The following is a 23,269-nucleotide window of genomic DNA, read 5'->3' as shown; positions in this document are numbered from 1 at the left end:
GACAGGGGAGCGCGTTGCATCGTTACTCAACGAGTAGGTGCCTCGAGGGACATAACTGTTGGGAGCGGGGCAACGTTCGCGCTCAGGGGAGTCGATCACGTCGGTGGCCCCAAGCGCCGTCCTCGAGCGCGATTGTGATACCCGTCGCTCACGACCGGTAGAAATCGGGGAAGACGCCGTCATCTCTCAGGCGCGCACCTCCTCCCGCTCTCGCTCGCTTTCGTCCTCGGTGCGACGAGGGACTTCGGCTTCCTCGGCGAACCGTTCCAGGTCGCCGACGGTAACACGGCGCTTCTCCGCGCCGTAGTCTTTCACGCGGCGAGTGACCGCGCGGACCTCCTCGTCGGAGGGGTCGAAGCCCCGTTCCTCGAGTCGCTCGCGTACCGAGTGGGTGCCGGTGTGTTTGCCCATGACCAGTCGGCGCTGTGCGCCGACCATCTCGGGGGTCATCACGCCGGGTTCGAAGGTATCGGAGTTCTCGATGACGCCGGCGGCGTGGATGCCGCTCTCGTGGGAGAACGCGTTGTCGCCGACGACCGGCTTGTTGCCGGGCGTGTCCATCCCGCTCTTGTCGGCCACGATCTCGGAGAGTTCGGTGATGCGGGTCGTGTCGATGCCCGTGTCGGTCTGGTACAGCGACTCGACCGACATCACGAACTCCTCGTAGGCGGCGTTGCCGGCCCGTTCGCCGATGGAGTTGACCGACACCTGTGCCTGGTCAGCGCCGGCCTCGATGCCGGCCAAGGCGTTGGCCGTCGCCAGCCCGAAGTCGTCGTGGGTGTGGACGTCGATCCGGGCGTCGGTGTGGTCGCCGACTTTCGCGATCAGCTCCCGGAACCGCCCCGGCGTGGCGACGCCGCAGGTGTCGGGGACGTTGATCCAGTCGACGCCGACCTCGGAGACCGCTTCCACGACGTCGACCAGAAACGCCTCGTCAGTTCGAGTCGCGTCCATCGGCGAGAACATGCAGGTCACGCCCGCCTCTTTGACGCGTTCGACCGATTCGACTGCGCGTTCCCGGACGTCCTCTCGCGTGGCGTGCATCGAATCCTCAATCTGGACGTCGCTGGTGCTGACGAAGGTGTGCACCATCTCGACGCCGGAATCGAGTGCCGCTTCGATGTCTTTGTCGACGACGCGGGCCAACCCGCAGGTGGTCGTCGACGTCGAAGACGCGATATCGCGAACGGCCTCGAACTCCGCATCGGAGTTGACGGGGAACCCACCCTCGATAACGTGGGTCCCCATCTCGTCTAGGATCGAGGCGATCTGTCGCTTGTCGTCGTACGAGAACGAAGTACCGGGCGACTGTTCACCGTCTCGCAGGGTCGTGTCGAAAACACGTGCTGACTCTATTTCGTCAGTGGAATCTAACGTGCCCTGGAAGAACTCGACCCCCCTGACTGGTGTCAGAGGACTGCTCGTCTTGTACAGACATTGTAATCCAATCCCAGGCGGGAGAACGTATATAAATCTGGTGCCGATGGCGGAATTGACCGCCGACGGGTCGTGTTCCCGGTCGAACAGTTTCGAAAAACCACACGACATCAACGGCCTAATACAGGTAATACGACATGGTATCATATGGTCCCGGTTCGCCACCGACCGGCCACGGCGGGGAGATACCACTCGGTAATAGCGATTTTTCGGGTTCGATTACGCTGGCGCGCGCCGCTGAGTTGACGGATGGTCACCTCGAGGTAATTCTTCGACCCGAACCTAGTCGTTCGTCCACCAGACGAGGGGATAGCGTTCGTTCGTCCACCAATGGATCAGTCGAGTGCGTCCTGATGGGATTCGTAGCGACTGACGTACCGATCTTCACAAGAGGGACAGCAGAACGTCTTGACCTCCCCGCCGACCGTCGCCGTGACCCCGTCGCCGGTGACTTCCTTCCCACAGACGACACACTCGAGGGCGAAGCCGGCCGCCGAGACGCCGACCCGACGATCGGACCGCGAGAGCAACGTTACGTCGTACCCCTCGAGATCGCTCAGATCGAGTTCGGTCTCGAGCCACGAGCGGATGTCGTCGGTCGACAGCGTAGCGTGGACCAGCACCCGGCCGTCCATCCCCTCGTAGATCGCCTCGACACCCTCGAGTTCCGCGGTCGCCCTGTAGACATCGCCGACGGCTGCCGGCGCGGGCTCGAGCTCGACCAGTGTGGCGGTCTCGCCGCGCAGTTTCTCGCGGTCGACGTCGATCGTAAAGCCCTGGATGATGCCCTGTTCCTCGAGGCGGGCGATCCGGTCGGAGACCGCCGGCGGGGTGAGCCCGACGTGGTCGGCGATCTCCTTGTACGGCCGCCGGCCGTCTTCGGTGAGCAGTTCGAGTATCTCGAGGTCGGTTTCGTCGAGGTCACGCATACCGTCGAGTTCGAAGGGAAACGAAAAGAGTGTATCCCGTGTTCGATCCGTTCGGTGATCGTCCCGAGGGTCACACAGCGAGGTCGGTTTCGTCGTCTTCCCCTCGAGAGGAACGTTTTTCTCGTCGCGCTTCGAGGGGGCCCACATGAGCGATTTCGACCTCGATCTGCGAGCGGTCGAGGAACACATCGACGAGGAACTCGACCTCGAGGGGAGCATCGTGCTCGGCGTCCTCGACGGGACGACGCCGGGAGAGCAGTGGCTCGAGGCGATCTCGAGTGGAAACGTGTTGGTCCTGAACGTCGAAGGCGACGTCAACGAGTTGGCCTCGGACTTCGCCCGCGATGTGAAAGAGGGCGGTGGAAACCTGGTACACTTCCGCGGGTTCCTGATCGTGACGCCGCCGGGTGTTGACGTGAACACGGAGCGACTGTAGGTCCGTCCGGACCTCGGACACGGTCACTGCCACGATCACGGTCGCGATCGACGAACTCGCCGGACCGCTCCTCTTGGCTCGCTCACTGCGACACCGATAGCTCCCCGTAATCAAACTCCTCGCCCATCTCCGAGAGGCTATCGAGTTCGTCTTGCTCCTCGCGCAGCGTCTCCTCGAGGGTATCGGCAGCGTCGTCCATCCCGAGCTGGTCGGCCATCGGAATCAGGTTCCCGTAGGTGGCGATCTCGTAGTGTTCGGACTGCTGGCCCGCGGCGATGTTGAACCGGTCGATCGCCTCGTCGCTTGGGTCCTTGCTCATAAACGCCTCGTGTGCCTCGATCATCCCCTCGACGACGGGGTCTTCTTCGGCTTCTGCCTCGACGTCGAGCTGGTCGAACACCTCCTCGATGCGGTCGATCTGGACGTTCGTCTCCTCGCGGTGCTGGGCGAAGCCGGACCGCAGTTTCTCGTTCGTAGATGTCTCCTCGAGCTCCTCGAGGGCGTCGAGGAGGCGCTTTTCGGTGTAGTAAGCGTGTTTCAGGCCGGAGACGAAGAGGTCTTTTGTTGAATCGATGGTCATGGACAGTCCGTCTTGGCCTGAGCCGCTGGCGTCGATAAGTCGTCGGCTTGCAAGAGCGGACGGCGACGGGAGACGGATCGTTCGACCGTCGAAGCCAAACGCGCCGCGAGCGCCTGGCTACGGGTTCGTCGCGAACGTCAACACGTGACTGTCCGGATCACGGAGGACCACTCGCTCGTCCGTGACCTCGTCGACCCGAGCGACCCGGTCGGAGACCCCCTCGAGCGCTGCGGTCGGCTCGCTCGTCTCGAACCCGAGATCGACGTGGACCCCGCCGCGGGCGTCGGCGATCCCGAGGTGAGGTTCCCACAGCTCCAGCGCCATCGGCCCATCCATCCGGACGCGAGTGCGATCGTCGCCCGCATCGACGGTCTCGAACCCGAGATCGGCGTAGAACGTCTCGGCCCGCTCGAGGTCCTCGACCTCGAGGACGACCTCGAAGAGACCGTCGATGCCCGGCCCCTCGACGTCTCGCTGTCCGAGTTCGACGCAGTTCCCGTCGGGATCGTAGAGATACAGCGAGCTCGCGGGGCCGAACTGGGCCTCCTCGAGGTCGTAGCCCCGCTTCTCGAGGCGGTCCCACCAGTCGTCGTACTCGTCGGCGGGGACCGAGAGCGCGAAGTGGGTGTGGAGCCCGCCTCGCGGAACGCCAGTGGGGCGACGGAGCACGAGATCGGTGTCGCCGGCGGCGAGGGCAACCTCGGATGGACCGTCGCCGGCGTCGTCGCTTCGGGCCGTCGTCTTGGCGCGGTCGTCGCGGACGGCCATCTCGAGTGTCTCCTCGTAGAACGTTCGCGCCGGCTCGAGGTACTTGACCTCGAGCGCGAGCCAGGCCAGTCGAGTGAGCACGGCCGTCCCTACTCGAGGCGCGATAAAAGAACCGTCGCCGGTCGGGGTCGAAACTGCAGACGGAAGATAAACCGCGATCGCCGGTGTTGCCGTTTGGGCCCCGTTTATGAGGCGAGCGTCCCTAGGGACGGTAGATTCCATGAGCTTCCGCATCGACGAGCGCGCGACCGACTTCCAGGAGATCGATCGTTTCGACGGCGGCGTCGGCTGGATCGCCCACCCCGACGAGCGCATGCGACGGGCCAGCCACGCCCTCGAGATCGACGGCGAGGTCTGGGTGATCGACCCCGTCGACGCGGAGGAACTGGACGACCTGCTCGCCGAGTTCGGCGAGGTCGCCGGCGTCGTCGTCCTGCTCGACCGGCACAAACGCGACGCCGCGTCGGTCGCCGACCGCCACGACGTGCCAGTCTACCTGCCCGACTTCTTCGAGGGGGTTGCCGAGGACCTGCCCGAAGAGACCCCGATCGCCCGCTTCGACGACGAACTCGCCGACACTGGCCTACAGGCGTACACGGTGGTTGACAACCGATTTTGGCAGGAGGCTGCGCTCTACGATCCCGACGGCGGGACGCTGGTCGTCGCCGAGTCGCTCGGTGCGGCTGACTACTTCTGCGTCCGAGACGAGCGTCTCGGCGTCCACCCGATGCGGCGGGCCGTGCCGCCTCGCAGCACGCTCGGTGGCCTCCGTCCGGAACGGGTCCTCGTGGGCCACGGATCGGGAGTGCTCTCCGAGGCGACCGCTGCGCTCGAGGACGCCCTCGATGGCTCGCGCCGACGGACGCCGCTGCTGTATGCAAAGACGGTGCGGTCGCTGCTTCCCGTCTAGGTTCGAAACGGCGAGACGAGCGATGCACTTGCGGGGAATACACCTAATTACCCGCCGTCCGTAAGGTGCGACGTGGTCTACATCACGCGGGCGCTCGTCGACGTCTTGCTCGATCTCGCGAGCGACGCCGATCCCGATTGCATCGAGACCGGCGTCTCCGTAACGCCCGCCCGCGAGCTCGAGGGTCGCGACGCGGACTCCATTCCGTCGGAGACGCCCGTGTTCACGGACTTTTTCCTCCCCGACCCCGGCAACGCGGTCAACGCCGTCTTCGGCGTCGACCTCTCGACGCCGGCCCGACAGGCCCAGGGCCAGTTCGTCTCTCACCCGCTGCGGGAGCTCGAGGTCACCAAACGCGACGACCTCGCGGAGGTGATCTTCGTCGCGGTACCACCCTGGACCGACGAGGAGGACTCTCTCGGTGCGTTCGATCGGACCGGCGAACGCCAGCCACTCGAGATCATCGACGCCCAGCCACCCGAGCAGTCGTTCTCGGCGTGAGGGCTCGGGTCGTACCGGGTGCCTCGAGAGTTCACCGTGTCGTCGGCGGGAAGGACCTGCCGGGAGTACGCCAGTCAACCGTCTCGAGGTCGATCACCGTAAAATCCGTCTCGTCGCAGCCGTCAGTCGATCGACAAAACGTCGAGAGCGATCACTCGTCTCCCGGTGGCTCGAGGCTCACGTCGATCTCCGCGGCCGCGGCCTTGTACTCGGGTATCTTGGCCCGTTCGTCGAGTACGTCGTTCGTGAGCCGGTTCGCGGAGGCGGCCGCGAAGTGTGGTGTCGTCCAGACGACGCCTTCCGTGATGTCTTCGGTGACCTGCGCCTCGACCGTGATTTCGCCCCGCCTGGATTTGAGGACGACCTCGTCGCCGTCCTCGATCCCGTATCGGTCGGCGTCCGCGGGATGGATGTCGACGAAGTTCTCCGGTGTCTGCCGATTCAGCGTCGGCGAACGGGTACTCATCGTCCCGGTGTTGTAGTGTTCCTCGAGGCGCGCGGTGGTCAGGATCAGGGGGTATTCGTCGTCCGGCGTCTCCTCCGGCGGCTGGTGGCTGACACCTTCGATCCGGCCGAGCCCGTTCTCGGTATCGAACTCGTCGGCGTAGAGGTAGGGGTCGCCCTCGTCGCCGGGTTCGTAACAGGGCCAGTGCAGCCCCTCCTCGCCGAGCGCGTCGTAGCTCATCCCGTGGTAGATCGGACACACCGCGCGGAGTTCCTCGAAGACTGCCTCGGGGCCGTCGAAGTCGAAGTCCACGGGATCGAAGAGACGTGATCCGATCTCGGAGAGGATTTCGAGGTCGTGTTTCGTGTTTTCGTGAACTCTCCCGATGCCGCGCATCCGCTGGACGCGCCGGTCGGTGTTGGTGACGGTGCCGTCGCGCTCGGCCCAGGTCGTCGCCGGCAGGATCACGTCCGCGTACTCTGCGGTTTCCGTCGGGAAGATGTCCTGTACGACGACGAACTCGATTTCCTGGATACGTTCTTCGACCCGGTTGGCGTCGGGTTCGCTCATCACGGGGTTTTCGCCCATGACGTACAGTCCCTTCACCGAGTCGCCGAACTCGTGGGAACACTCGACGTTCGTGAGGCCCGGCTCGTCCGGTAGGTCGAATCCCCACACCTCCTCGACGGACTCGCGGGCCTCGTCGTCGTCGACGAGCTGGTAGCCCGGCAGGACGTTCGGCATCGCGCCGACGTCGCAGGTCCCCTGGACGTTGTTCTGTCCGCGCAGCGGGTTGACGCCCGTGCCGGGCCGACCGAGGTTGCCCGTGAGCAACGCGAGGTTGATCTCGTTTTGCACGTTGTCGACGCCACAGGCGTGCTGGCTCATCCCCATCCCCGTGAAGATGGCGGCGTTGTCGGCTTTCGCGTACTTCTCGGCGGCCAGCTCGATCTCCTCGAGCTCCAGTCCACACTCCTCGGCGGCGGCCGCCTTGTCGAAGTCCGCGAGCGTCTCTCGCAGGTGCTCGAACCCTTCCGTACGCTCGGCGACGAACTCCTCGTCGATCCAGCCGTCCTCGGGGTGGGCCTCGTGGTGCTCGAGAATCGTCTTGAGGACGACGTTTAGCAGCGGAATGTCCGTGCCGGGGTTCAACTGGAGGTGCTGGTGGCGATCGGTTTCGTCGATCCCGAAGGAGCGAGTGGTCTTGTTCGCGTGGGGATCGACCTGAATCACCGTCGCGCCGTCTAACACCGCTTGCCGGAAGTACTGGCTGTTGGCGATCGGATGCTGTTCACCCGGGTTCGCCCCCTGAATCCAGAACAGGTCACACTCCTCGCGGAGGTCGGCCATGCTGTTCGTCATCGCCCCTGCGCCCAGACTCGTCCGCAGCGCCCAGACCGTCGAGGCGTGACACATCCGCGTGCAGTTGTCGACGTTGTTGGTCCCGTACCGGCGGGCGAGCTTCTGGAGGAGGTAGTTCTCCTCGTTGAACGTCTTCGAGGAGCCGAAAAAGCCCATCGCGTCGGGGCCGTACTCCTCGCGGATGCGCTCGAGTTCGCTCACGACGCGGTCGTAGGCCTGTCTCTTATACACANCGTCTTCGTGGATGAGCGGCTCGGTGAGTCGGTCCTCGTGATCGACGACCTCCGTCGCTGCGCCGCCTTTGATGCAGACACGTCCCTCGTTGACGGGGGCACCGCCCCACGGCATGAACTGGACGTCCGACGGCTCGTCACCGCCGGTGATCTGGATGCCACAGCCGACGCCGCAGTACGGACAGATCGTCTTGACCGGGTCTGACTGGTCGCTTGACATGGTGTATCTCTCGTCGTCGTTCGTGTTCGCGTTCGCGTTCGTAGTCGATCCTCGGCAGCCGCGATCGTGCTCGGGTTCACCCTCACTCGCGGTCACGAACACGAGTCGCGGTCAGTCGACGGTCCCACCATCGACGCCCACACGAATGAGTCTTTCTGGCACGTGACTTACTCTCGAGCGACTACGGCGGGGACGGGAGTCGACAGCCTCCGGACCGTTCGCGTGGAACGTCGAGGATCGCCACCGGGTTGTACCCGGGCAGGCGGGGAAAAGCTAACCACGCCCGTCCCCGAACTCCCGCCGATGGCGCTCTCCCAGTCGACAGTCGAGTCGGCCGTCGAGGACTACCGCGAACACGAGCCGTTCTTCCCCGTCGAGCAGGAGCAAATCGAGACGCTGCCGGCGGCGTTTCGGCGCGGCGAGTTCGGCTGGCGCGACGCCGCGTGGGTCGTCCGATGGTACTACCGACGCTCGATCGGTGGCGTGCCCAACGCCGAACGCCGACGCCGTGAGGCTGCCTTCGAGCGCAACGACTACCGAGCGGTTCGGGACGCGATCGTCGGTGCAGCCGGGGCACTCGAGTCGGTGTCCGACGGCGGGGACGCCGAATCCGACGCCGCCGAGCGGGACGCCCTCGAGCGGCTGACGGTCCTCGAGGGCGTCGACGTCCCGGTTGCGTCCGCGTTCCTGTTCTTTTGCGATCCCGACCGTCGTCTCGTCGTCGGCGAGCGTGAGTGGGAGGCGCTGGGCGAGTACGGTCCGTCCGAGAACCTCGGTGCGTACCCCGATCCGCCGTCGATCGACGCATACGGGATGTACCTCGACCACGCGCGGGCGCTGGCGGACGGGCTCGAACTCGAGTGCGAACTCGCGTTCGAGTACGACATGTGGACGCTGTATCGCGCCCTCTGGCGACGCTCGCCGGAACGGGAGTGACGGCTCCAGCCGCCAGGCCGACGGCTACCGTTTGCCGCCGCCCTCGCTTGCCGCCGCGAACGCCGTTCCGACGGGCGTCTGCTCGTCCCGAACCGGCGCGAGATCGAGCCGCTCGAGGGTCCGTTCCGTCGGCAGTCCATCGCGGCCCCAGCCGCGGGCGCGATAGTACGCCGAGAGTAGAGCCTCGAACGCATCGGGATCGATGCCTGCGTCCACGTCGACACCTCCCTCGTCGCTCGAGTCCCCAGCGAACAGGGGTTCGGGCAGCCGGTCGTCGTGTCGGTCGACCCCCTCTCGAGCGTTGAACAGCCGCACGAGCGTCCAGATTCGCTCGCCCGTCCGGTAGAGCGCGTCGGGATCGGTCGGGTAAGCGACGTCGACGGTCTCGGCGTCGGTCAAGGCCTCGAAAAACTCCGTGCCACAGTCGTGCCACAGCGTCTCGCCGGCGAAGTCGTCGGCGACGAGACTCCACAGCACGGATCGAACGTCCTGTGCGACCCTGACTGCCGTGACCCGCTCGTCGCGGTCCCAGGCGGCGAACACCTCCTCCTCGATGGGGCGAGCCCGGCGATGACAGCCGCCCCGATCACTGGTCGCGTACGCAAGCGCCATCCCCGCAGCCCCACGGGGGTCGTACGCGGGCAGGGCCATCGACTTCACCGTCGGAATCGGTTCGACGCCGAACCGGGCGGCCGCGGTGTCGACACCGTCACGCAGCGTCGCGACGACGGCGGGATCGCAGGGCAACTCGAGGTCACCGCTTGCAGCATCCTCGAGTGCCTGCACGCCGTCCGCGATCGCCGTGATGAGCGCGCGTGCCCCCTCGCCGTCGCCGAACTCGAGGGCCGCCTCGATCGCGCCGGCCTCGCGAGCGCGGGCGACCCAGGCGACCGCGTTACCGGCCGAGATGACGTCGAGCCCGAGTCGATCACACAGGGCCCCGAGTTCGGCGACGGCATCGAAGTCGTCGATTCCGAGGCCAGCGCCGAGACTCATCTGGGTCGCCCCGCGAGGAACCGTCTCGCCGTCGTCTGTCTCGACGCGGAAGCCACCCGGGACCGGCTCGTCGGGATATTCCCGGCCGACGGACGCGTCGCGGGCCGCCTCGACGCCGATGTCCTCGATACCGTCGAACGTCCGCTCGCGCCACCCGTTCGTGGCGAGCGCGTCGACCGCGTCGGCGAAGTCGATCGACTCGAGCGTCGCGCTGGTCGCCTGCCAGCTGCCGGTCTCGCCGGTGGCGTATCGCTCGGCGTAGGTCTCCCGGAGGCGGGCGAGTTCGGGTGTCGGCGGATCGGCCGGCGGCCCAGCCGCGACGACCGCCTTGAGCCGCTTCGAGCCCATGACGGCCCCCGCGCCGCCACGGCCGGCCTGGTGGTCCCCCGCGTCGGAAGCGATCGTCGCGTACCGGACCTGGCGTTCGCCTGCAGGACCGATACACGCGACGGCTGCGTCCGGGTGGGCCGCCCCCGTCTCGACCGTATCCGCCCCCCACGTCTCGGCTGGCTCGATCTCGGCCGTTCCGTCCTCGACGACGATTCGGACGGGGTCGTCGCTGGCTCCAGTCACCACGAGGGCACGGCAGTCCTCGAGCGAGCCGGCGAGCCGCGACGCGAACGCGCCGCCGGCATACGAGTCGAGAAAGAGCCCGGTCAACGGGGATTTCGTCACCGCGGCGTACCGTGACTCACCCGGCAACGCCCCCGCGAGCGGTCCGACGAAAAAGCCAAGCAGGTTGTCGGGCCCGAGTGGATCGACTCCCGCCTCGAGCGCGTCGTAGAGATACCGCACGCCGAGCCCTTTGCCTCCGAGAAAGCGCCGACGCCACTGGTCCGGCACCCGCTCTTTCTCGACCTCGCCGGCGGTGAGGTTCGCACGCAGGACGGACGGCCGGTCGACCATTCGTATCGATAGCCCGTTTCGTCCGCAGACAGAAATACCTACGACCGCGGGCGACCACCGAACAGCCGGGCGAAACGCGTTCGGATATCGCCAATGGCCAACGCGATTTAGTAGGCTCGGATAAAACTGGTCGAACGCTTCCGCTAGGAAGCACCGCGAGGGGAGCGGGCAGATCGGTAGGTGGTGGTTCACCGCTCCCCATCGCACCCATGCGGTGCATCCCGGGGTTCGGACACTCGATACTTAGGACTAGGTGTTCCTGCTGAGTGCCGTCTATCGCCCCGTCGCCGATCTGACGGACGCAGACCTCGCGGCTGCTCACCGCGAGCGACTCGAGACAGCGTCTCGACCGACGAACTCGGCGACGAAAGAGAGGGAATCCGCTCAGTTACTCGTCACGGCCGGCGTCGGTTCCGGCGACGACGTGGTTGGAACGCCGCCGTCGATAATTCGATCGATGATGCCCCCGCGATGCCGGTTGTCGTCCGTCTCCTCGTCGTCGTCCGATGTGGGTGGGAAGTCCGGGATGCGTGGCATGCACCTTCGACCTCCGGCCGAACGTACGCTCCCGAGCGGAATAAAATTCACCTCGGCTACGGGCCGTGACGCGGCCACACCTTACTCGAGATAGCCCAGCCCCTGGAGTTGCTCGGTGATCTCTTCGAACTCGGCCTCGGTGAGCTCGCCCTCTTTCTGGTGCTGGATGACGATGCTGCGAAGCAGGAATCGGACGAGGTCACTCGTACTCTGGAAACTCGTTCCCTCAATCGTGTCCTCGACGCGGTCGGCGAGTTCCTTCGGGATCGAGACCGTGGTGTAGTCGGTCATAGTGGAACGTCCGTCGCGGTCACCAAAGACGTGTCGGCGCGGTCACGTCCGAACCGACAGCGGGAGCGGCGACGCGACGAACGGGAGTCGACGACGGCCAGTCGCCCGGCAGGCCTCGACCGCGAAGCGACCGCTCGAGCGTCTTCGTAGCGGTTTTTATAGCGGCCCGGCAATAGAGGGCTATGGGAGTCCGGCCACCATCGAACGGCGACGACGACGAACCCGAGAGCATCGAGTTCGGTATCGCGGCCGTCGACGCTCGTCTCAAGGACAGTGATCTCACCTTTCCGGCTACGAAAGACGACGTCGCTGCCGAACTCGGCACTGAACGCATCCCTTACGACGTCCACGGCAACGACGTCTCGCTTGGGGAAATGCTCGCGGAAGTCGACCAGGCGGAGTTTCGCTCACGACAACAACTGCTGAACGAACTCCACGGCCCCTTCGAGGAGTACCGGCAGGAACACTCCGGGGGAGTCTTTCAACAAGTTCGCTCGATGCTTCCTTTCTAACGGAACTACGTTCGCTACCGATCGTCGCTTTCGCCGTCGGCTCCGGGGCACCGGGTTGACGATCTCGGCTCGTTCTCGATTCAGCTCCCGTCCTGATTCGAGTCCGCGGCTCGGTCCGTTTCGGCTCCAGTCCGGGGCTACTCTCAGTCTCGCTCTCAGTCTTGCTCTCAGTCTCGCTTTCGGTTTCGCTCTCGAGAGTCGTGGCCGGAAGCAGCATCGCCTTCGCCCTCGCGGGCTTCGCGTGTGATCTGTTCGAGGCGTCGGCGCTGCTCCCGGTGGAGGGTCACGAGCATGTCCGAGAGGACGCCGAACATCAGCAGCTGGACGCCTAGCAGAATGCCCGCGGCCGCAACCAGCGCGAGGATCTCGTGACCCTGGCCGTGCTGGACCCACTGCCAGAGGACGTACGCTGCGACGGCCCCACCGGCGACGATGCCGGAAACACCGAGGCTGCCGAAGTAAAACAGCGGGTTGTTCGTCTTGGCAAGCGAGTACAGCGCGAGGATGATCGTCCCGCCGTCTTTGATCGGGTGGAGGTTCGTCTCCGAGTCCTCGGGCCGGGCGCTGTAACTGATCGGAACGACCGTCGTGTCGACGCCGTGTTTTACGCACTCGACGGCGAGTTCGGTCTCGATCGTGAACCCATCCGAGTCCAGCGAGAGCCGCTCGAACGAATCGACTGTGAAGGCCCGATAGCCCGAGAGGATGTCGTCGTAGTCCGCCCCGTGGATAAAGCGAAACGAGCGGTTGATCATCCGGTTTCCGAACCCGTTCAGCGCCTTCATCGCGTCGTCGTCCATGTCGGCAAACCGGTTCCCGATGACGTGTTCGTACCCCCGGGAGAGGGGTTCGAGCATCCGGCCGGCGTCGGCAGGATCGTAGGTCCCGTCGCCGTCGACCATGAGGACGTAGGGAACGTCGATGTAGTCGACTGCCTCGCGGACTGCCTGGCCTTTTCCGTCGCCGGACTGTACGAGCACCGTCGCGCCGCGGTCACGTGCGATCTCCTGGGTGTCGTCTTCGGAACCGCCGTCGATGACGACGACGTTCTCGTACCCCTGTTCGTGGAAGCCGTCGATCACGTCGCCGATCGTCGCGGCCTCCTCGAGCGTCGGGATGAGGACGCACACCTCGTCGGACGCGATCTCGCGCGCCGTTTCGGTACCGCTCATGGCGATGACCTCCCCATCGCCGTCGCGGTCCGCCTGCGCGACCGTCCCGTCATGTTCCATCGCCAGCCACTCTCTGCTGGGGCCGCAAAAGACTACTGAAAATCACCGTCGTTCGATCCCTAGTACGAACGGACTGTCCCCGCTCCCGTCGTTTTTCGGCGATGTCGGCGGTTACCACGTCAATCCCTCGTACACCTCGAGCGCGTCCTCGTCGACGTCGATCCGCCGTCCGTCGACGACGACCGTGCGGGCCATCCCCTCGAGCGCGTCCTCGTCGACGTCGATCCGCCGTCCGTCGACGACGACCGTGCGGGCCATCCCCTCGAACTCGGCCTCGAGGTCGTCGAACTCCGGCCAGTCCGTCGCGACGACCGCGCCGTCGGCGTCCTCGAGCGCGCTCGCGGCAGTATCGGCGAACTCGAGGTCAACCAGGACGGACTCGTCGCCGCCGGCGTAATACTCCCGCACGTTATCGACCGCGACCGGATCGTACGCAGCGACCGTCGCGCCCCGCTCGCGGAGGGACTCGATCGTATCCAGTGCACGTGATTTCCGAATGTCGTCGGTCCCGGGTTTGAACGAGAGGCCAAGCACCGCGATCCGAGCACCCTCGAGGTCGACGTGGTCGGCAAGCAGGGAGACGAGCCGCCGCGGTTGCTCGTCGTTGACCGCGACGACGGCGTCCAGCAGTTCGGGTTCGTACCCCTGTTCGCGCGCGCCGGCCCGGATCGCGGCGACGTCTTTCGGGAAGCAGGAACCGCCCCAGCCCAGGCCCGAGCGCATGAACCGTTCCGAGATGCGATCGTCGAGCCCAACGGCCTCGAGCACCTCGTAGGCGTCTGCACCGTACTCCTTAGCGATGTTACCGAGTTCGTTCACGAGGGAAACTTTCGACGCGAGGAAGGCGTTGTTCGCGTACTTGATGAGTTCCGCCTCGCGAACGTCGGTCTCGACGAGAGCAGTGCCGTCGGTCTCGAGAATGGGTGCGTAGAGGTTCCGGAGCGTGGCCGCTGCGGCGTCGGTTCGGGTCCCGAGCACGACCTTGTCCGGCTCGAGGAAGTCGCCGACGGCGGTCCCCATCCGGAGAAACTCGGGGTTCATCGCGACGTCGATCCCCTCGCCGATGGGGGTGCCGGACTGTTCGGCGAGGATCGGCGCGACGACCTCTTCGGTGGTCCCTGGCAGGACCGTGCTCTTGACGACCACGAGGTGCTCGTCGTCCTTCTCGGCGAGGGCCTCGCCGAGCATCTCCGTCCCGGCCCGCATCGGCGCGAGGTCGAGACTGCCGTCGTCGCTCTGTGGGGTCGGGAGACAGAGCAGCGTAACGTCGGTCTCGCGGACATCGGCGTACTCCGTGGTCGCGCGCAGCGAGTCGCCCGCGTGTTCGGCGATACGCTGCTCGAGGCCGGACTCGTGGATCGGCGCGTCGCCCGCGTTGATCGTCGCGACGATATCCTCGTCGATCTCGACGTTGACGACATCGTGGCCCAGCTCCGCGAGACAGGCGGCGACGGTGGTTCCGACGTAGCCGCTGCCGACGATAGAGACGTTCATACGATATGCGAGGACGGATCGGCGTTAGTCGTTTTTGGTTGGCTCGAAGACGGGACGGAACAGGACGGGACAGGACGGGACGGGAGCGCAGGGAGTTGGCAACTCGGAGCCGGCACGATCTCAGCTGTCGGCTTGCAGCTCCGGAGCGTCGATCTCGTCGCCATCCTCGAGTCGCTCTTCGGCTCGGTCGCGATCCTCCGGGTAGCCGACGTCGATGCGCCAGCCGTCCATTCGAATCGCGTCGATGGTCCGTCCCGACTGGATCAGCAGGTCGATCGCGTCCGGGAGCTCGTACTCACCGCGGTCGGAGGGTTGAACGAGGTGGCAGGCGTGGAAGATGGCGGGCGTAAAGGTGTAGAAGCCGGTCATCACGAGGTTCGACGGCGGATCGTCGGGTTTCTCCATCACCTCGACGATTTCGCCGTACTCGTTGGTATCGAGGACGCCGTAGCGGGAGGCCTCCTCGTAGGGGACTTCCTCGACGAGAAACGCCGCATCCGCACGTTCCTCTCGCTGGCGATTGATCACGTCACCGAGGTTCGCCCGGAAGACGTTGTCCCCCAGCATCAGCATGAAATCGTCGTCCACGTGGGGTTCGGCCTGTAGGATCGCGTGGGCCAGTCCCAGCTGTTCCCGCTGGTGGGTGTACGTGATCGGGACGCCCTCGTACTCGTCGCCGTACCGTTCGATGATCTGTTCTTTCTGGTAGCCGACGACGACGATAAACTCCGTCGCGCCGACCTCGAGGAGGTTGTCGAAGACGTCCTCGATGAGGGGCTTGCCATCGACTTCGACGAGGACCTTGGGTTTGTCCTCGGTCAGCGGCCGGAGGCGAGTTCCTTTGCCCGCGGCCAACACGACTGCTTGCATGTTTTGGATGGTTCTTGAGGGATGGTATATACTTTGTGAGAAACCGCCACGTCAGTTCGTAATGTACGGAACGTCGAACGGAAGGTTATCCGAGACGGTCGAACGGAAGGAACTCGAAATCGCGAGCAAGACGAGGAAGTAGATGGTCGCGCCGAGACCAACCAGCAGGACGACGAACACCTCGTTGTAAGCGGCGATGGGATGAGTTTCGCCGAGGGCGCGAGCACCGTAGACGACGATTCCCATCAGCAGGGCGGCGAAGACCTGTCTCGAGATTTCCCCGACAGGGACACGAAACCGAACGTGCTGACGCGCATAGTAGTATCCACAGAGAAGGCCAATCGTCGCGGACGCAGCTGTCGCGATCGCTGCGCCCAGCCACCCGATACTGTAGACGAGTGCGAGATTGAGAACCAGGTTCGCACCGATGAAGACGCCGTTTGCCCGAAACGCGAGGTCCGGTCGATCGATCGCGTTGAGCGTGTTGAGGAGTTGTTTGTTGTAGGTATATGCGAGGATGCCTACGAGCAGGATCGTCAGTATCCGTGCACCGATATCGAAGCCGTCTCCGTAGACGAGCATGAGACGATCTCCGAGGATCGCTGCGCCCATAATTCCCGGTATCAGGAACAACCCCGCATAAGAGAGCGCGTCGTTCGTGAGCTTCCGTACCATCTCGGTGTCTCCAGCTTTGGACCGTTTGCTCAACTCGGGAAAGAGGGTCGTCTGGATAGCACTTCCGAAGACATCCAGGAACTTCGCCAGCGTATATGCAACGGCGTAGATCCCCGTCAGACCGGCTGGAACGAACAAGCCGAGAACCATAATATCCATATCGCTGAACGCCTTTTTGCGCATATTTCCGAGCCAAGAGAACTTCGCGAAATCGAACAATCGAACGACGTGTCGCCGCTCCGGGACCGTGATCGTCGGTCGAACGATCAACAGTCCGAGTGCCGCGATTACCGCGGTTCCGAGTGCGTGACCGACCAGCATCCCCGTTAGCTCCCAGCCGAGGAGTACGAGAGCAATCATGGCAACGCTTCGGGCACCCTCTTTTGCGGTGCTGAGGGGGGCGTAAATGTGGACGCGATGGCTCCCTTTGAGGGCAGCATTGACCAGCCCGCTGAAAATCGAGACGAGCAACAGCAGTACGACGAACTCGGCGACCGGTCGACCGATATATGCGTTTACGTGGTCGCTAAAGACGAGAACGGCGAGAGAAACCACCGTCGTGAGTACGATTTTGATCGTCGTCCCGGCAGCCAAGTACGCGTCCGGCTCCTCGTCTTCGCTCATCCGCTTGACGATCGCTTTCCCGAAACCGACGCTTTTGACGATCCCGAGCCAAGAAACGAGCGCGAGTGTAATCGCGTAGAAGCCGTATACTTCTTCGCCAAGCGTCCGGGTGAAGTAAATGGTGGCGAGGAAGCCAAGCACGGAGCCACCGAATTTTGAAACGAGATAGATGACGGAAGTTTGTCCGAGACGCATAGCGGGACGTGACCAAGCGTTTCCGAGAGAGCGTTAAGAGACTCCCGTTTTATCGGTCAGCCGACTCGTCGGCGAGGACATCCTCGAGGTCCGGATGCTCGGCAAACTCTTCTGGAATCTCCTCTCCCCGTCGGGCCCGATCTCGAATAGCTTGCCACTCGGCGTGTCGGCGAAATACCTGCACCGGGATTCGATCGATATCGAGAACCTTCGCGATTGCAAGGCGATGTTGTCCGCAGAGATTCCACAGTATCTCTCCGTTTCGACCGATATCGACGGCAATCTCGTTGGCCAGCGGATGCATCGCGTCGTTGAGGCTGCTCCATGCAGTGTTGGGGTCCTCTCGGAGAAGACGGTACTGCGATTTGTATCCGGATTCCCGGATACTGTTGTAGAGGTGCTCGATTTCGTTCCCCCGTTTTTTCACTCTCGGCTCGTCGTACTGTTCCGAGAGAGCGGTCTCTTCCCAGGACAGTCCATCGACGAATCGTTGTTTGATTGCTCTGGCATACGGTCGCTGCATATACGGCTCGCCACATTTGTCCCAGTTACCGTCGACGACCCACCCACGCCGCTTCGAATATATTTCTCCCGTGGTGTACTCTATTTCCGACGGATCAGCGAGGATATATTTATATGGATCAGCATCCGTATACTTTTGGGGGTAAAGTATCCTGAAGAACCGAGTGAGACAGCGTACGACGGTTCGGGTCACTGAATACATGATCGTCGCTATCGGGGCCGGAAGGGACCGAACACGCCGATGGAACTCTCCCTTCCAGCTTATATATCGCATACTGTAAAAGAGGAGACGGTCGGGACCACCAGCACGCAACGTCGTTATCGCTCTCGTTATCACGCCGCGGAGGTCACGGACGGCTTCTTTGATAGGCTCGAGAGAGGACATATTATTGCTCGTTCCCGGGAACGACTGGCTCACGGTTCCCCGCCAATATCTCCGTGATAACGGACACGAGTTCGTCCGTATCAACTACGATATCCTTTCGAGTATGATCACAGAATAGTGCATGATACTCGTTGTTCAGTAACTTCGAGAGCCGCGAAAACGTCGTCTTTTCTTTCTGCCCGAAGAGTTCGAGTACAGTTGGATCGTCGGCATACACTATATTCGCTAACCCCGCCCCATGAGGGGAGACGACGAACTCCGCATTTGCAAACAGTCGTGCTTGCTCGCTCACGCTCAGGGTCTCGAGTTCGAACGGTTCGATGTCGAACTCCGAAAGAGCCTCGAGTACCGCTGGTTCGTTCTCTACCCGACGGACGGTAGCATTCCGTCTGCTAACGTAGATCCGAGACGGATACGCTTCGGAATCCGAAGTCTCGACATCGACCGCGTCGTGTACCCGGTCTCGTACCCAGAAACACTCCCTTCGGGATGGTGTCGGATAGGAAGGTGCGACGAACCGATCCACACGTATTGCACCCGGCCGGAGCGGTTCCGTATCGATCTCCGCGTTCGCTACTAACTCAAGTGACTCCAACATCCAAGACGACGGATTCGGGGGTAAGAGCACCGTCGGTGTGTTCCCCGTCTCTCTCCGGTAGGTCTCTATCCCGAGGAGTTTTGGGAGACATTCCAGTGTCCAGTGATAGTAGTTGTTCCACAGGGGAACTAGAGTCGTTGCAAGGGAATACTGTTCATTACTGTACGAGGTTGGCGACCGGACGATATCCCGAGTTCGACGAAACCCGTTTTGTCTGAGACTTCGACCCAGGATTTTCTCGATTCGCCCCGACGATGCGGAATCAGGTGCGACAGTGTCTTTGACGAGTCCCGAGTCGGGCGTGATAGCAAGTCCTGACGGGCCCAGGACAGTTACGTCCTCGAGTTCTGTAACGAAAGGTGAGGTCGGTAGATCGCTCTCGAGTCCCTCGAACGAGCCACTGTGTGGAAGACGCCGTTTGCGGGGAATGGGTACTTCAGTGCTGGAGGCCACAGGTGACTCTTCTGGTGCACACTCCCACTCACGCACGGCGGTTTCCCGCAGTTGTGCTTGGTCGACGATCGATGCACGATCGAGAATCGTTCGACGCACTAGTTTCCGCACTGGATCGCTTTCGAAAGCGTTCGTAATCGCTTCCGAGAGCAGCGCGGCTCCGCCATCGGAACGATACTTTCGTCGCGTACGCAGCAGCGTTGCTGGAAAAGACATCGTGGCGGTGGCTAGTTAATCGACGGAAACGGCGTCTCATTCATAGCTCTTCGTATTTGTGGATAGTGTCCCACAGACATCCTGTAAATCCGGATGGCCGAGGTGTTTCCGTGCCCGCTCGGACAGTGCTGTGACTGACTCTGCAGTGCGGATCTCGTCGCGTACTTCCTGCCATTGTGGATGCCGAATCCGGACCTGGACCGGCACCTCTTCGACCTCGAGGAGTTTCGCTATTCGAATCCGACGTGCGCCGCGTTTTACCCAGTGGATGTCGCCATCAGCATCGATTGCCACACCGATTTCACAGTCCCAGGACAGGTCGTCAGTCGTGTTCGACGCAGCGAGTTCCGCTTGTGATTTGTACCCTTCAGTCTTGATCGAGTGATAGAGCGTCTCCCATACCTGTGGGTCAGTTATCCTTTCGTCAATTTCGTCCCACTCTTTGTCGTCGACAAACCGCTTTTTCATCGCCCGATACGCAGTATCTTCCTCGAACGGAACCGTTTCCCACTCCCCGCCAACTACGCGGCCCCATACCTTCGGGAGGTCCGTTGCATGGTGTTCGATCGCCGTGGGGTCTACATAGATCACTTTGAACGGATCTGCATCCGTAAACCGTGACCGCCGAACGAGACGACCGGTACGGAGTCCAGTTGCATACACTCGTCTGAATCGTGGATGCATCCGTATCCGGTACCAGCGCCACCAGAGGTGTTCTCTACCCTCCTGTAAGACAGCTCCGGGACCCTTTTGCCGGAAAATTCGAGAGACTGCACGCGGATAGTGGATAACCGTTCCACAGAGAGAACGTAATTGGTTCGGCACTTCTCTACGTCTATAATGTCACGACTTCTGTTTGAACGTATCGGTCCACTATCAGTGGCGACTACGTATCGCCAACTAGGTGAACGAGATCGGGGTGAGGGAAATACTGGGCGGCGCGGTCGTCGAGCCCCTCCGGGCTCGCTGCGTTTCGCGCGGCGTTCCGGATCTCTTCCCACTGTTCGTGTCTCGCGACGACGTGTACGGGTATTTCCTCGAGATCAAGAACGTGTGCGATCGCCAATCGATGATTTCCGTCGACGAACAGTATCTCTCCGTCCCTTCCGATCGCGACTGCGACCTCTTCCATGGAGCGATCGAAGGTGCGGCTGAGAACGATCTCCCGAAGCGGCTTCCCGTGTCGCTCCGCCTGTGATTTGTACCCCTCTTCCCGGATCGTTTCGTAAAGCTCATCGACGTGATTCGTTCGTCGTTCGACGTCGTCCGTCGTCAGTGACCCGTTCCAGAAGGGGTCGCCGTTTTCTACGTGTTCGATAGCGACCTGATAGAGCTCGGTGTCCGCCCACGGCGTTTCGTTTTCGAAGTGATCGACTACGCTCCGGTACTTGAGCGAGGATTCGAGTGGTTTCCCCGGCTGGTCCCAGTCACCGTCTAACACGGCACCGAAGTCACCCCAACGACGGACTGGGGGGGCTGGCTGTCGACTGATTCGGTCGGGAGAGACGCGGATGACGGAAAACGGATCAGTCGTTCGGCAGTCTCGACAGACTTTCTTCCGATAGAGGTATTGAGCGTACCACCAAAACCCACGATAGTTGAGGTTCAGTACCCGAAGCGCAGCCCTCACTGCAGCACCGAACCCATCCCGCCTGAGAACAGTAACACCTTGCCGCAATAGATTCGGAGAGTCTCTCGATGTCACTGCGAATCAAATTCGCGGAGAGTCGAAAAAATCTTTCGAGCTATAGGGAGTGCTCACATTACGGTTTACCTCGAGTGGACAACTGCCAGTGGGTATCCGTCCTCGATTTCTGTCCTAGAGCGCTGACTCGGGGATTCGGACGTTCGGGAGCCGCGTTGCCTCGTAGAGCCGTGCCGTCAGCGTCGTTGGGTCGTCCGTATTTCGACAGAGTGCGTTTGTTTCTGGATCGTACGTACGGGCAAACTGCCGCCGTAGCCACTCCTGCTGTTCGGACCGTGTTGCCGCATCGAACTCGCCGAGAGCGTATGCTAACTCGATGCCCGAACAGTTGTATGGATAACCGTATGGGTTCCCATCGAGACACGTACGGAACGTCTCACTCGTCGCAAACGTGAGTGCTCGGTCGAATTTTTCGGATTCCCAGAATTCGTGTGTTGGGTCCCACTCGTGTAAAATTCCCAGTCCGTACAGGTTGAACGAGTGATACCCGATCGCCCGCTCGTACCACTCGTCGGCTGACTCTGCCGACTCACTCCGATCGAAAAGCGACCGAAGTTGCCCGGCGACCATCTTGTGTGCGGTCCCTCGGCGAACGCCATCGACGAAAACCGTCGCGTACTTCGGTACGTCGAACTCCGGTTTCAGCAAGTGTTTGATCGCCCCCGAGTCGTGAACAGTCATGTTCGTTTCGAGTTCGTCGAGAAAGCGTCGAACTCGGTCCTCGACGCGCTCGCTCGTTTCCGGATGCTCCGCCAGCAACGCGCCAGCGCCAGCAAACCACAGCTGATGATTGAACGTCATGTCGAACCCAACCACGCTCCCATCGATGTCGACGATCTTCCACGCTGCCAACCGTTCGTCGAACGGGTGGTTCAGGAAGATCGATTCCGCGGTCTCGATCGGTTTGCTTCGGTCGAATACTGACGCCGCAGCAACGAGAGCTTCGATGGACCACGCCTGGCCGATTAATCCGTTACACCGATCCTGCTCGCTGTCTTTTCGGTGGTGAAACGTTTTTTCGTAGGGCCGGGCTGTAGAAGAGAGCAAATATGCAAGCGCCTGCTCGCCAGCAGCGTAGTACTGGTCGTCACCAGTGACCTCGTAGACTTTGAGAAACGTCTGGAGCCAGTGACCGGTGTTCCGAACTGGGGTCTCCGGGTCGTTCCACGGACCGTTCGTTCCCGCAGGAAGAGATCCGTCTTCGGATATTTCGTCCAGAGCGGCATCCGCACACTCGGTCAGAACATCGTACAGATCAACCATGATACTCTGGCGTATCGTGGCCGGAGGTGAAGAATGTCCCGTCACGTAGCCTACCAATCGCGTAACAGTTGAGGTCGACCAACCAACGGCTTTTTTTCGCCGTTCCATCTCTTACAGATCGGATGACCACTGCGGACATCTCGATAATAATCCCCGTCTACAACGATGCCCGTGGGATCGACAGGACGCTACGGTCCCTACTATCTCGTCCGTCCCGGGACATCGAGATCGTCGTCGTCGATAACGACTCGAGTGACGACACGCCGACTGTCGTCGACAACTACACGCACGCTCACGAGGAGGTCTCGCTCGTCTTCGAGCGTGACGTTCAATCGTCCTATGCGGCCCGCAACACCGGCATCGACCACGCCGAGAGCGACCGTCTCTGTTTTCTTGACGCCGACCAACGGGTCACCGACGGCTGGCTCGAGAACTCGATCGATCGGCTAACCGACCGCGGCACACACTACCTCGCACCGAATGTCGAACTCGAGGCACCCGACGACCCGTCGCCGGTCGCTCAGTACAACCTCGTGTCCGGCTTTCCGATCGAAGATTTCCTCGAACACCACCATTACGCCCCGACATCGTGTCTGTTCGTTACTCGCGACCTCCTCGAGGAGGTCGGACAGTTCGACGAACGACTCGTCTCGGGCGGCGATCTCGAGTTCGGGAACCGCGTCTATCGAGCCGGATACGATCTCGAATACGCACCCGAGTCGACGGTAATCCATCCGACGCGGGATTCGTTTCGGTCTCTTTTCAGTCGAAACGTTCGGATCGGCCGTGGGCACTGTCAGCTCCAGCGCTACTATCCCGATCGGTACGGACGGGTCGGCATCCCGCCGCGGCCGAGCGGAATTCGACGAGAGCAGTACGACGAATCGATGAACCGAGGGCTCTACACCGCTATCTCTGTAGCGATGACTGCAGCACGGGGATTCGGGTACTATCGTGAGTGTTCGCGGATACTCCGGGATCGATTGAAAACGACACTCGGAGCGGCCGTCGGTCGTAGTTCGGACTCGTGATGGACGA

General features: G+C 62.5%; 23 protein-coding genes. 6 read left to right on the top strand and 17 right to left on the bottom strand.

Annotated elements, in window-relative coordinates; all coding sequences use genetic code 11:
* Window positions 1-186: 186 nt before the first annotated feature.
* Both C446_RS12520 and C446_RS12515 read right to left on the bottom strand, forming a co-directional pair.
* Window positions 187-1,548: a LeuA family protein gene (locus tag C446_RS12520; RefSeq protein WP_006673480.1), complete on the bottom strand. Its 1,362-nt coding sequence runs from the start codon at window positions 1,546-1,548 to the stop codon at window positions 187-189.
* A gap of 224 nt (window positions 1,549-1,772) precedes the next feature.
* Window positions 1,773-2,366, bottom strand: a complete 594-nt coding sequence (locus C446_RS12515) for an AsnC family transcriptional regulator (RefSeq protein WP_049920213.1) — start codon at window positions 2,364-2,366, stop codon at window positions 1,773-1,775.
* A 145-nt stretch (window positions 2,367-2,511) separates the two neighbouring features.
* On the opposite strand from C446_RS12515, the gene C446_RS12510 reads away from it, so the two are divergent.
* Window positions 2,512-2,802: a DUF5779 family protein gene (locus C446_RS12510; protein ID WP_006673478.1), complete on the top strand. Its 291-nt coding sequence runs from the start codon at window positions 2,512-2,514 to the stop codon at window positions 2,800-2,802.
* 82 nt (window positions 2,803-2,884) lie between these two features.
* Here the strand turns inward: C446_RS12510 and C446_RS12505 are convergent, their stop codons facing one another.
* Entirely contained in the window at window positions 2,885-3,382 is a 498-nt protein-coding gene (locus C446_RS12505; protein WP_006673477.1) for a YciE/YciF ferroxidase family protein, read from the bottom strand.
* Between the two features lie 117 nt (window positions 3,383-3,499).
* On the bottom strand, window positions 3,500-4,231 hold the full coding sequence (locus C446_RS12500) for a VOC family protein (RefSeq protein ID WP_006673476.1): 732 nt from the start codon (window positions 4,229-4,231) through the stop codon (window positions 3,500-3,502).
* A 139-nt stretch (window positions 4,232-4,370) separates the two neighbouring features.
* Between C446_RS12500 and C446_RS12495 the strand changes: the two genes are divergently transcribed.
* Complete coding sequence (locus tag C446_RS12495; protein ID WP_006673475.1) at window positions 4,371-5,060, top strand: hypothetical protein; 690 nt, start codon at window positions 4,371-4,373, stop codon at window positions 5,058-5,060.
* A gap of 72 nt (window positions 5,061-5,132) precedes the next feature.
* On the top strand, window positions 5,133-5,561 hold the full coding sequence (locus C446_RS12490; RefSeq protein WP_006673474.1) for a hypothetical protein: 429 nt from the start codon (window positions 5,133-5,135) through the stop codon (window positions 5,559-5,561).
* A 151-nt stretch (window positions 5,562-5,712) separates the two neighbouring features.
* Here the strand turns inward: C446_RS12490 and fdhF are convergent, their stop codons facing one another.
* Window positions 5,713-7,821 carry a formate dehydrogenase subunit alpha gene (gene fdhF / locus C446_RS12485; RefSeq protein WP_049920212.1) on the bottom strand — a complete coding sequence of 703 codons (2,109 nt, stop codon included), beginning with the start codon at window positions 7,819-7,821 and terminating at the stop codon, window positions 5,713-5,715.
* A 303-nt stretch (window positions 7,822-8,124) separates the two neighbouring features.
* On the opposite strand from fdhF, the gene C446_RS12480 reads away from it, so the two are divergent.
* The gene (locus C446_RS12480; protein WP_049920209.1) at window positions 8,125-8,757 is read left to right on the top strand and encodes a hypothetical protein; all 633 of its coding nucleotides are present in this window, start codon (window positions 8,125-8,127) and stop codon (window positions 8,755-8,757) included.
* A 24-nt stretch (window positions 8,758-8,781) separates the two neighbouring features.
* Here C446_RS12480 and C446_RS12475 read toward each other — a convergent pair whose 3' ends face one another.
* The 3 genes from C446_RS12475 to C446_RS12470 form a co-directional block, all read right to left on the bottom strand.
* Complete coding sequence (locus C446_RS12475) at window positions 8,782-10,659, bottom strand: aldehyde ferredoxin oxidoreductase family protein (RefSeq protein WP_006673471.1); 1,878 nt, start codon at window positions 10,657-10,659, stop codon at window positions 8,782-8,784.
* A gap of 384 nt (window positions 10,660-11,043) precedes the next feature.
* Window positions 11,044-11,196 (bottom strand): hypothetical protein, encoded by a 153-nt coding sequence (locus tag C446_RS19345; RefSeq protein ID WP_169331365.1) that lies wholly within the window; start codon window positions 11,194-11,196, stop codon window positions 11,044-11,046.
* Between the two features lie 81 nt (window positions 11,197-11,277).
* Window positions 11,278-11,487, bottom strand: coding sequence for a ribbon-helix-helix domain-containing protein (locus C446_RS12470; RefSeq protein ID WP_006673470.1), 210 nt, complete (start codon window positions 11,485-11,487; stop codon window positions 11,278-11,280).
* Window positions 11,488-11,669: 182 nt separating this feature from the next.
* Here C446_RS12470 and C446_RS12465 point away from each other — a divergent pair, with 182 nt between their 5' ends.
* Entirely contained in the window at window positions 11,670-11,999 is a 330-nt protein-coding gene (locus C446_RS12465; RefSeq protein ID WP_006673469.1) for a DUF5789 family protein, read from the top strand.
* A 167-nt stretch (window positions 12,000-12,166) separates the two neighbouring features.
* Here the strand turns inward: C446_RS12465 and aglJ are convergent, their stop codons facing one another.
* The 9 genes from aglJ to C446_RS12420 form a co-directional block, all read right to left on the bottom strand.
* Window positions 12,167-13,231 (bottom strand): S-layer glycoprotein N-glycosyltransferase AglJ, encoded by a 1,065-nt coding sequence (gene aglJ, locus C446_RS12460; RefSeq protein WP_006673468.1) that lies wholly within the window; start codon window positions 13,229-13,231, stop codon window positions 12,167-12,169.
* Between the two features lie 111 nt (window positions 13,232-13,342).
* Window positions 13,343-14,725: a UDP-glucose 6-dehydrogenase AglM gene (gene aglM, locus C446_RS12455; protein WP_006673467.1), complete on the bottom strand. Its 1,383-nt coding sequence runs from the start codon at window positions 14,723-14,725 to the stop codon at window positions 13,343-13,345.
* A gap of 120 nt (window positions 14,726-14,845) precedes the next feature.
* The gene (gene aglF, locus C446_RS12450) at window positions 14,846-15,595 is read right to left on the bottom strand and encodes a UTP--glucose-1-phosphate uridylyltransferase AglF (RefSeq protein ID WP_006673466.1); all 750 of its coding nucleotides are present in this window, start codon (window positions 15,593-15,595) and stop codon (window positions 14,846-14,848) included.
* Window positions 15,596-15,646: 51 nt separating this feature from the next.
* Window positions 15,647-17,089 (bottom strand): oligosaccharide flippase family protein, encoded by a 1,443-nt coding sequence (locus tag C446_RS12445; protein ID WP_006673465.1) that lies wholly within the window; start codon window positions 17,087-17,089, stop codon window positions 15,647-15,649.
* Window positions 17,090-17,138: 49 nt separating this feature from the next.
* The gene (locus C446_RS18795) at window positions 17,139-17,996 is read right to left on the bottom strand and encodes a hypothetical protein (RefSeq protein WP_160162972.1); all 858 of its coding nucleotides are present in this window, start codon (window positions 17,994-17,996) and stop codon (window positions 17,139-17,141) included.
* 1 nt (window position 17,997) lies between these two features.
* Complete coding sequence (locus tag C446_RS12435) at window positions 17,998-19,146, bottom strand: glycosyltransferase family 61 protein (protein ID WP_239639503.1); 1,149 nt, start codon at window positions 19,144-19,146, stop codon at window positions 17,998-18,000.
* A 153-nt stretch (window positions 19,147-19,299) separates the two neighbouring features.
* Entirely contained in the window at window positions 19,300-19,854 is a 555-nt protein-coding gene (locus tag C446_RS12430; RefSeq protein ID WP_049920207.1) for a hypothetical protein, read from the bottom strand.
* 295 nt (window positions 19,855-20,149) lie between these two features.
* On the bottom strand, window positions 20,150-20,704 hold the full coding sequence (locus C446_RS12425; protein ID WP_006673461.1) for a hypothetical protein: 555 nt from the start codon (window positions 20,702-20,704) through the stop codon (window positions 20,150-20,152).
* Between the two features lie 378 nt (window positions 20,705-21,082).
* Window positions 21,083-22,231 carry a hypothetical protein gene (locus C446_RS12420; RefSeq protein ID WP_006673460.1) on the bottom strand — a complete coding sequence of 383 codons (1,149 nt, stop codon included), beginning with the start codon at window positions 22,229-22,231 and terminating at the stop codon, window positions 21,083-21,085.
* 122 nt (window positions 22,232-22,353) lie between these two features.
* Between C446_RS12420 and C446_RS12415 the strand changes: the two genes are divergently transcribed.
* Window positions 22,354-23,262, top strand: a complete 909-nt coding sequence (locus C446_RS12415) for a glycosyltransferase (protein WP_006673459.1) — start codon at window positions 22,354-22,356, stop codon at window positions 23,260-23,262.
* The last annotated feature ends 7 nt before the right edge of the window (window positions 23,263-23,269 follow it).

The sequence above is a fragment of the Halobiforma nitratireducens JCM 10879 genome, from assembly GCF_000337895.1.
Taxonomy (GTDB): domain Archaea; phylum Halobacteriota; class Halobacteria; order Halobacteriales; family Natrialbaceae; genus Natronobacterium; species Natronobacterium nitratireducens.
This window is presented reverse-complemented; position numbering and strand designations above follow the sequence as displayed.

Coding starts and splice junctions, on each gene's coding strand:
- C446_RS12470 (WP_006673470.1), bottom strand. CDS start 11,487: ATGACCGACTACACCACGGTCTCGATCCCGAAGGAACTCGCCGACCGC.
- aglF (WP_006673466.1), bottom strand. CDS start 15,595: ATGCAAGCAGTCGTGTTGGCCGCGGGCAAAGGAACTCGCCTCCGGCCG.
- C446_RS18795 (WP_160162972.1), bottom strand. CDS start 17,996: ATGTCCTCTCTCGAGCCTATCAAAGAAGCCGTCCGTGACCTCCGCGGC.
- C446_RS12415 (WP_006673459.1), top strand. CDS start 22,354: ATGACCACTGCGGACATCTCGATAATAATCCCCGTCTACAACGATGCC.
- C446_RS12475 (WP_006673471.1), bottom strand. CDS start 10,659: ATGGTCGACCGGCCGTCCGTCCTGCGTGCGAACCTCACCGCCGGCGAG.
- aglM (WP_006673467.1), bottom strand. CDS start 14,725: ATGAACGTCTCTATCGTCGGCAGCGGCTACGTCGGAACCACCGTCGCC.
- C446_RS12420 (WP_006673460.1), bottom strand. CDS start 22,231: ATGGTTGATCTGTACGATGTTCTGACCGAGTGTGCGGATGCCGCTCTG.
- C446_RS12465 (WP_006673469.1), top strand. CDS start 11,670: ATGGGAGTCCGGCCACCATCGAACGGCGACGACGACGAACCCGAGAGC.
- C446_RS12510 (WP_006673478.1), top strand. CDS start 2,512: ATGAGCGATTTCGACCTCGATCTGCGAGCGGTCGAGGAACACATCGAC.
- C446_RS19345 (WP_169331365.1), bottom strand. CDS start 11,196: ATGCCACGCATCCCGGACTTCCCACCCACATCGGACGACGACGAGGAG.
- C446_RS12480 (WP_049920209.1), top strand. CDS start 8,125: ATGGCGCTCTCCCAGTCGACAGTCGAGTCGGCCGTCGAGGACTACCGC.
- aglJ (WP_006673468.1), bottom strand. CDS start 13,231: ATGGAACATGACGGGACGGTCGCGCAGGCGGACCGCGACGGCGATGGG.
- C446_RS12505 (WP_006673477.1), bottom strand. CDS start 3,382: ATGACCATCGATTCAACAAAAGACCTCTTCGTCTCCGGCCTGAAACAC.
- C446_RS12515 (WP_049920213.1), bottom strand. CDS start 2,366: ATGCGTGACCTCGACGAAACCGACCTCGAGATACTCGAACTGCTCACC.
- C446_RS12445 (WP_006673465.1), bottom strand. CDS start 17,089: ATGCGTCTCGGACAAACTTCCGTCATCTATCTCGTTTCAAAATTCGGT.
- C446_RS12495 (WP_006673475.1), top strand. CDS start 4,371: ATGAGCTTCCGCATCGACGAGCGCGCGACCGACTTCCAGGAGATCGAT.
- C446_RS12520 (WP_006673480.1), bottom strand. CDS start 1,548: ATGTCGTGTGGTTTTTCGAAACTGTTCGACCGGGAACACGACCCGTCG.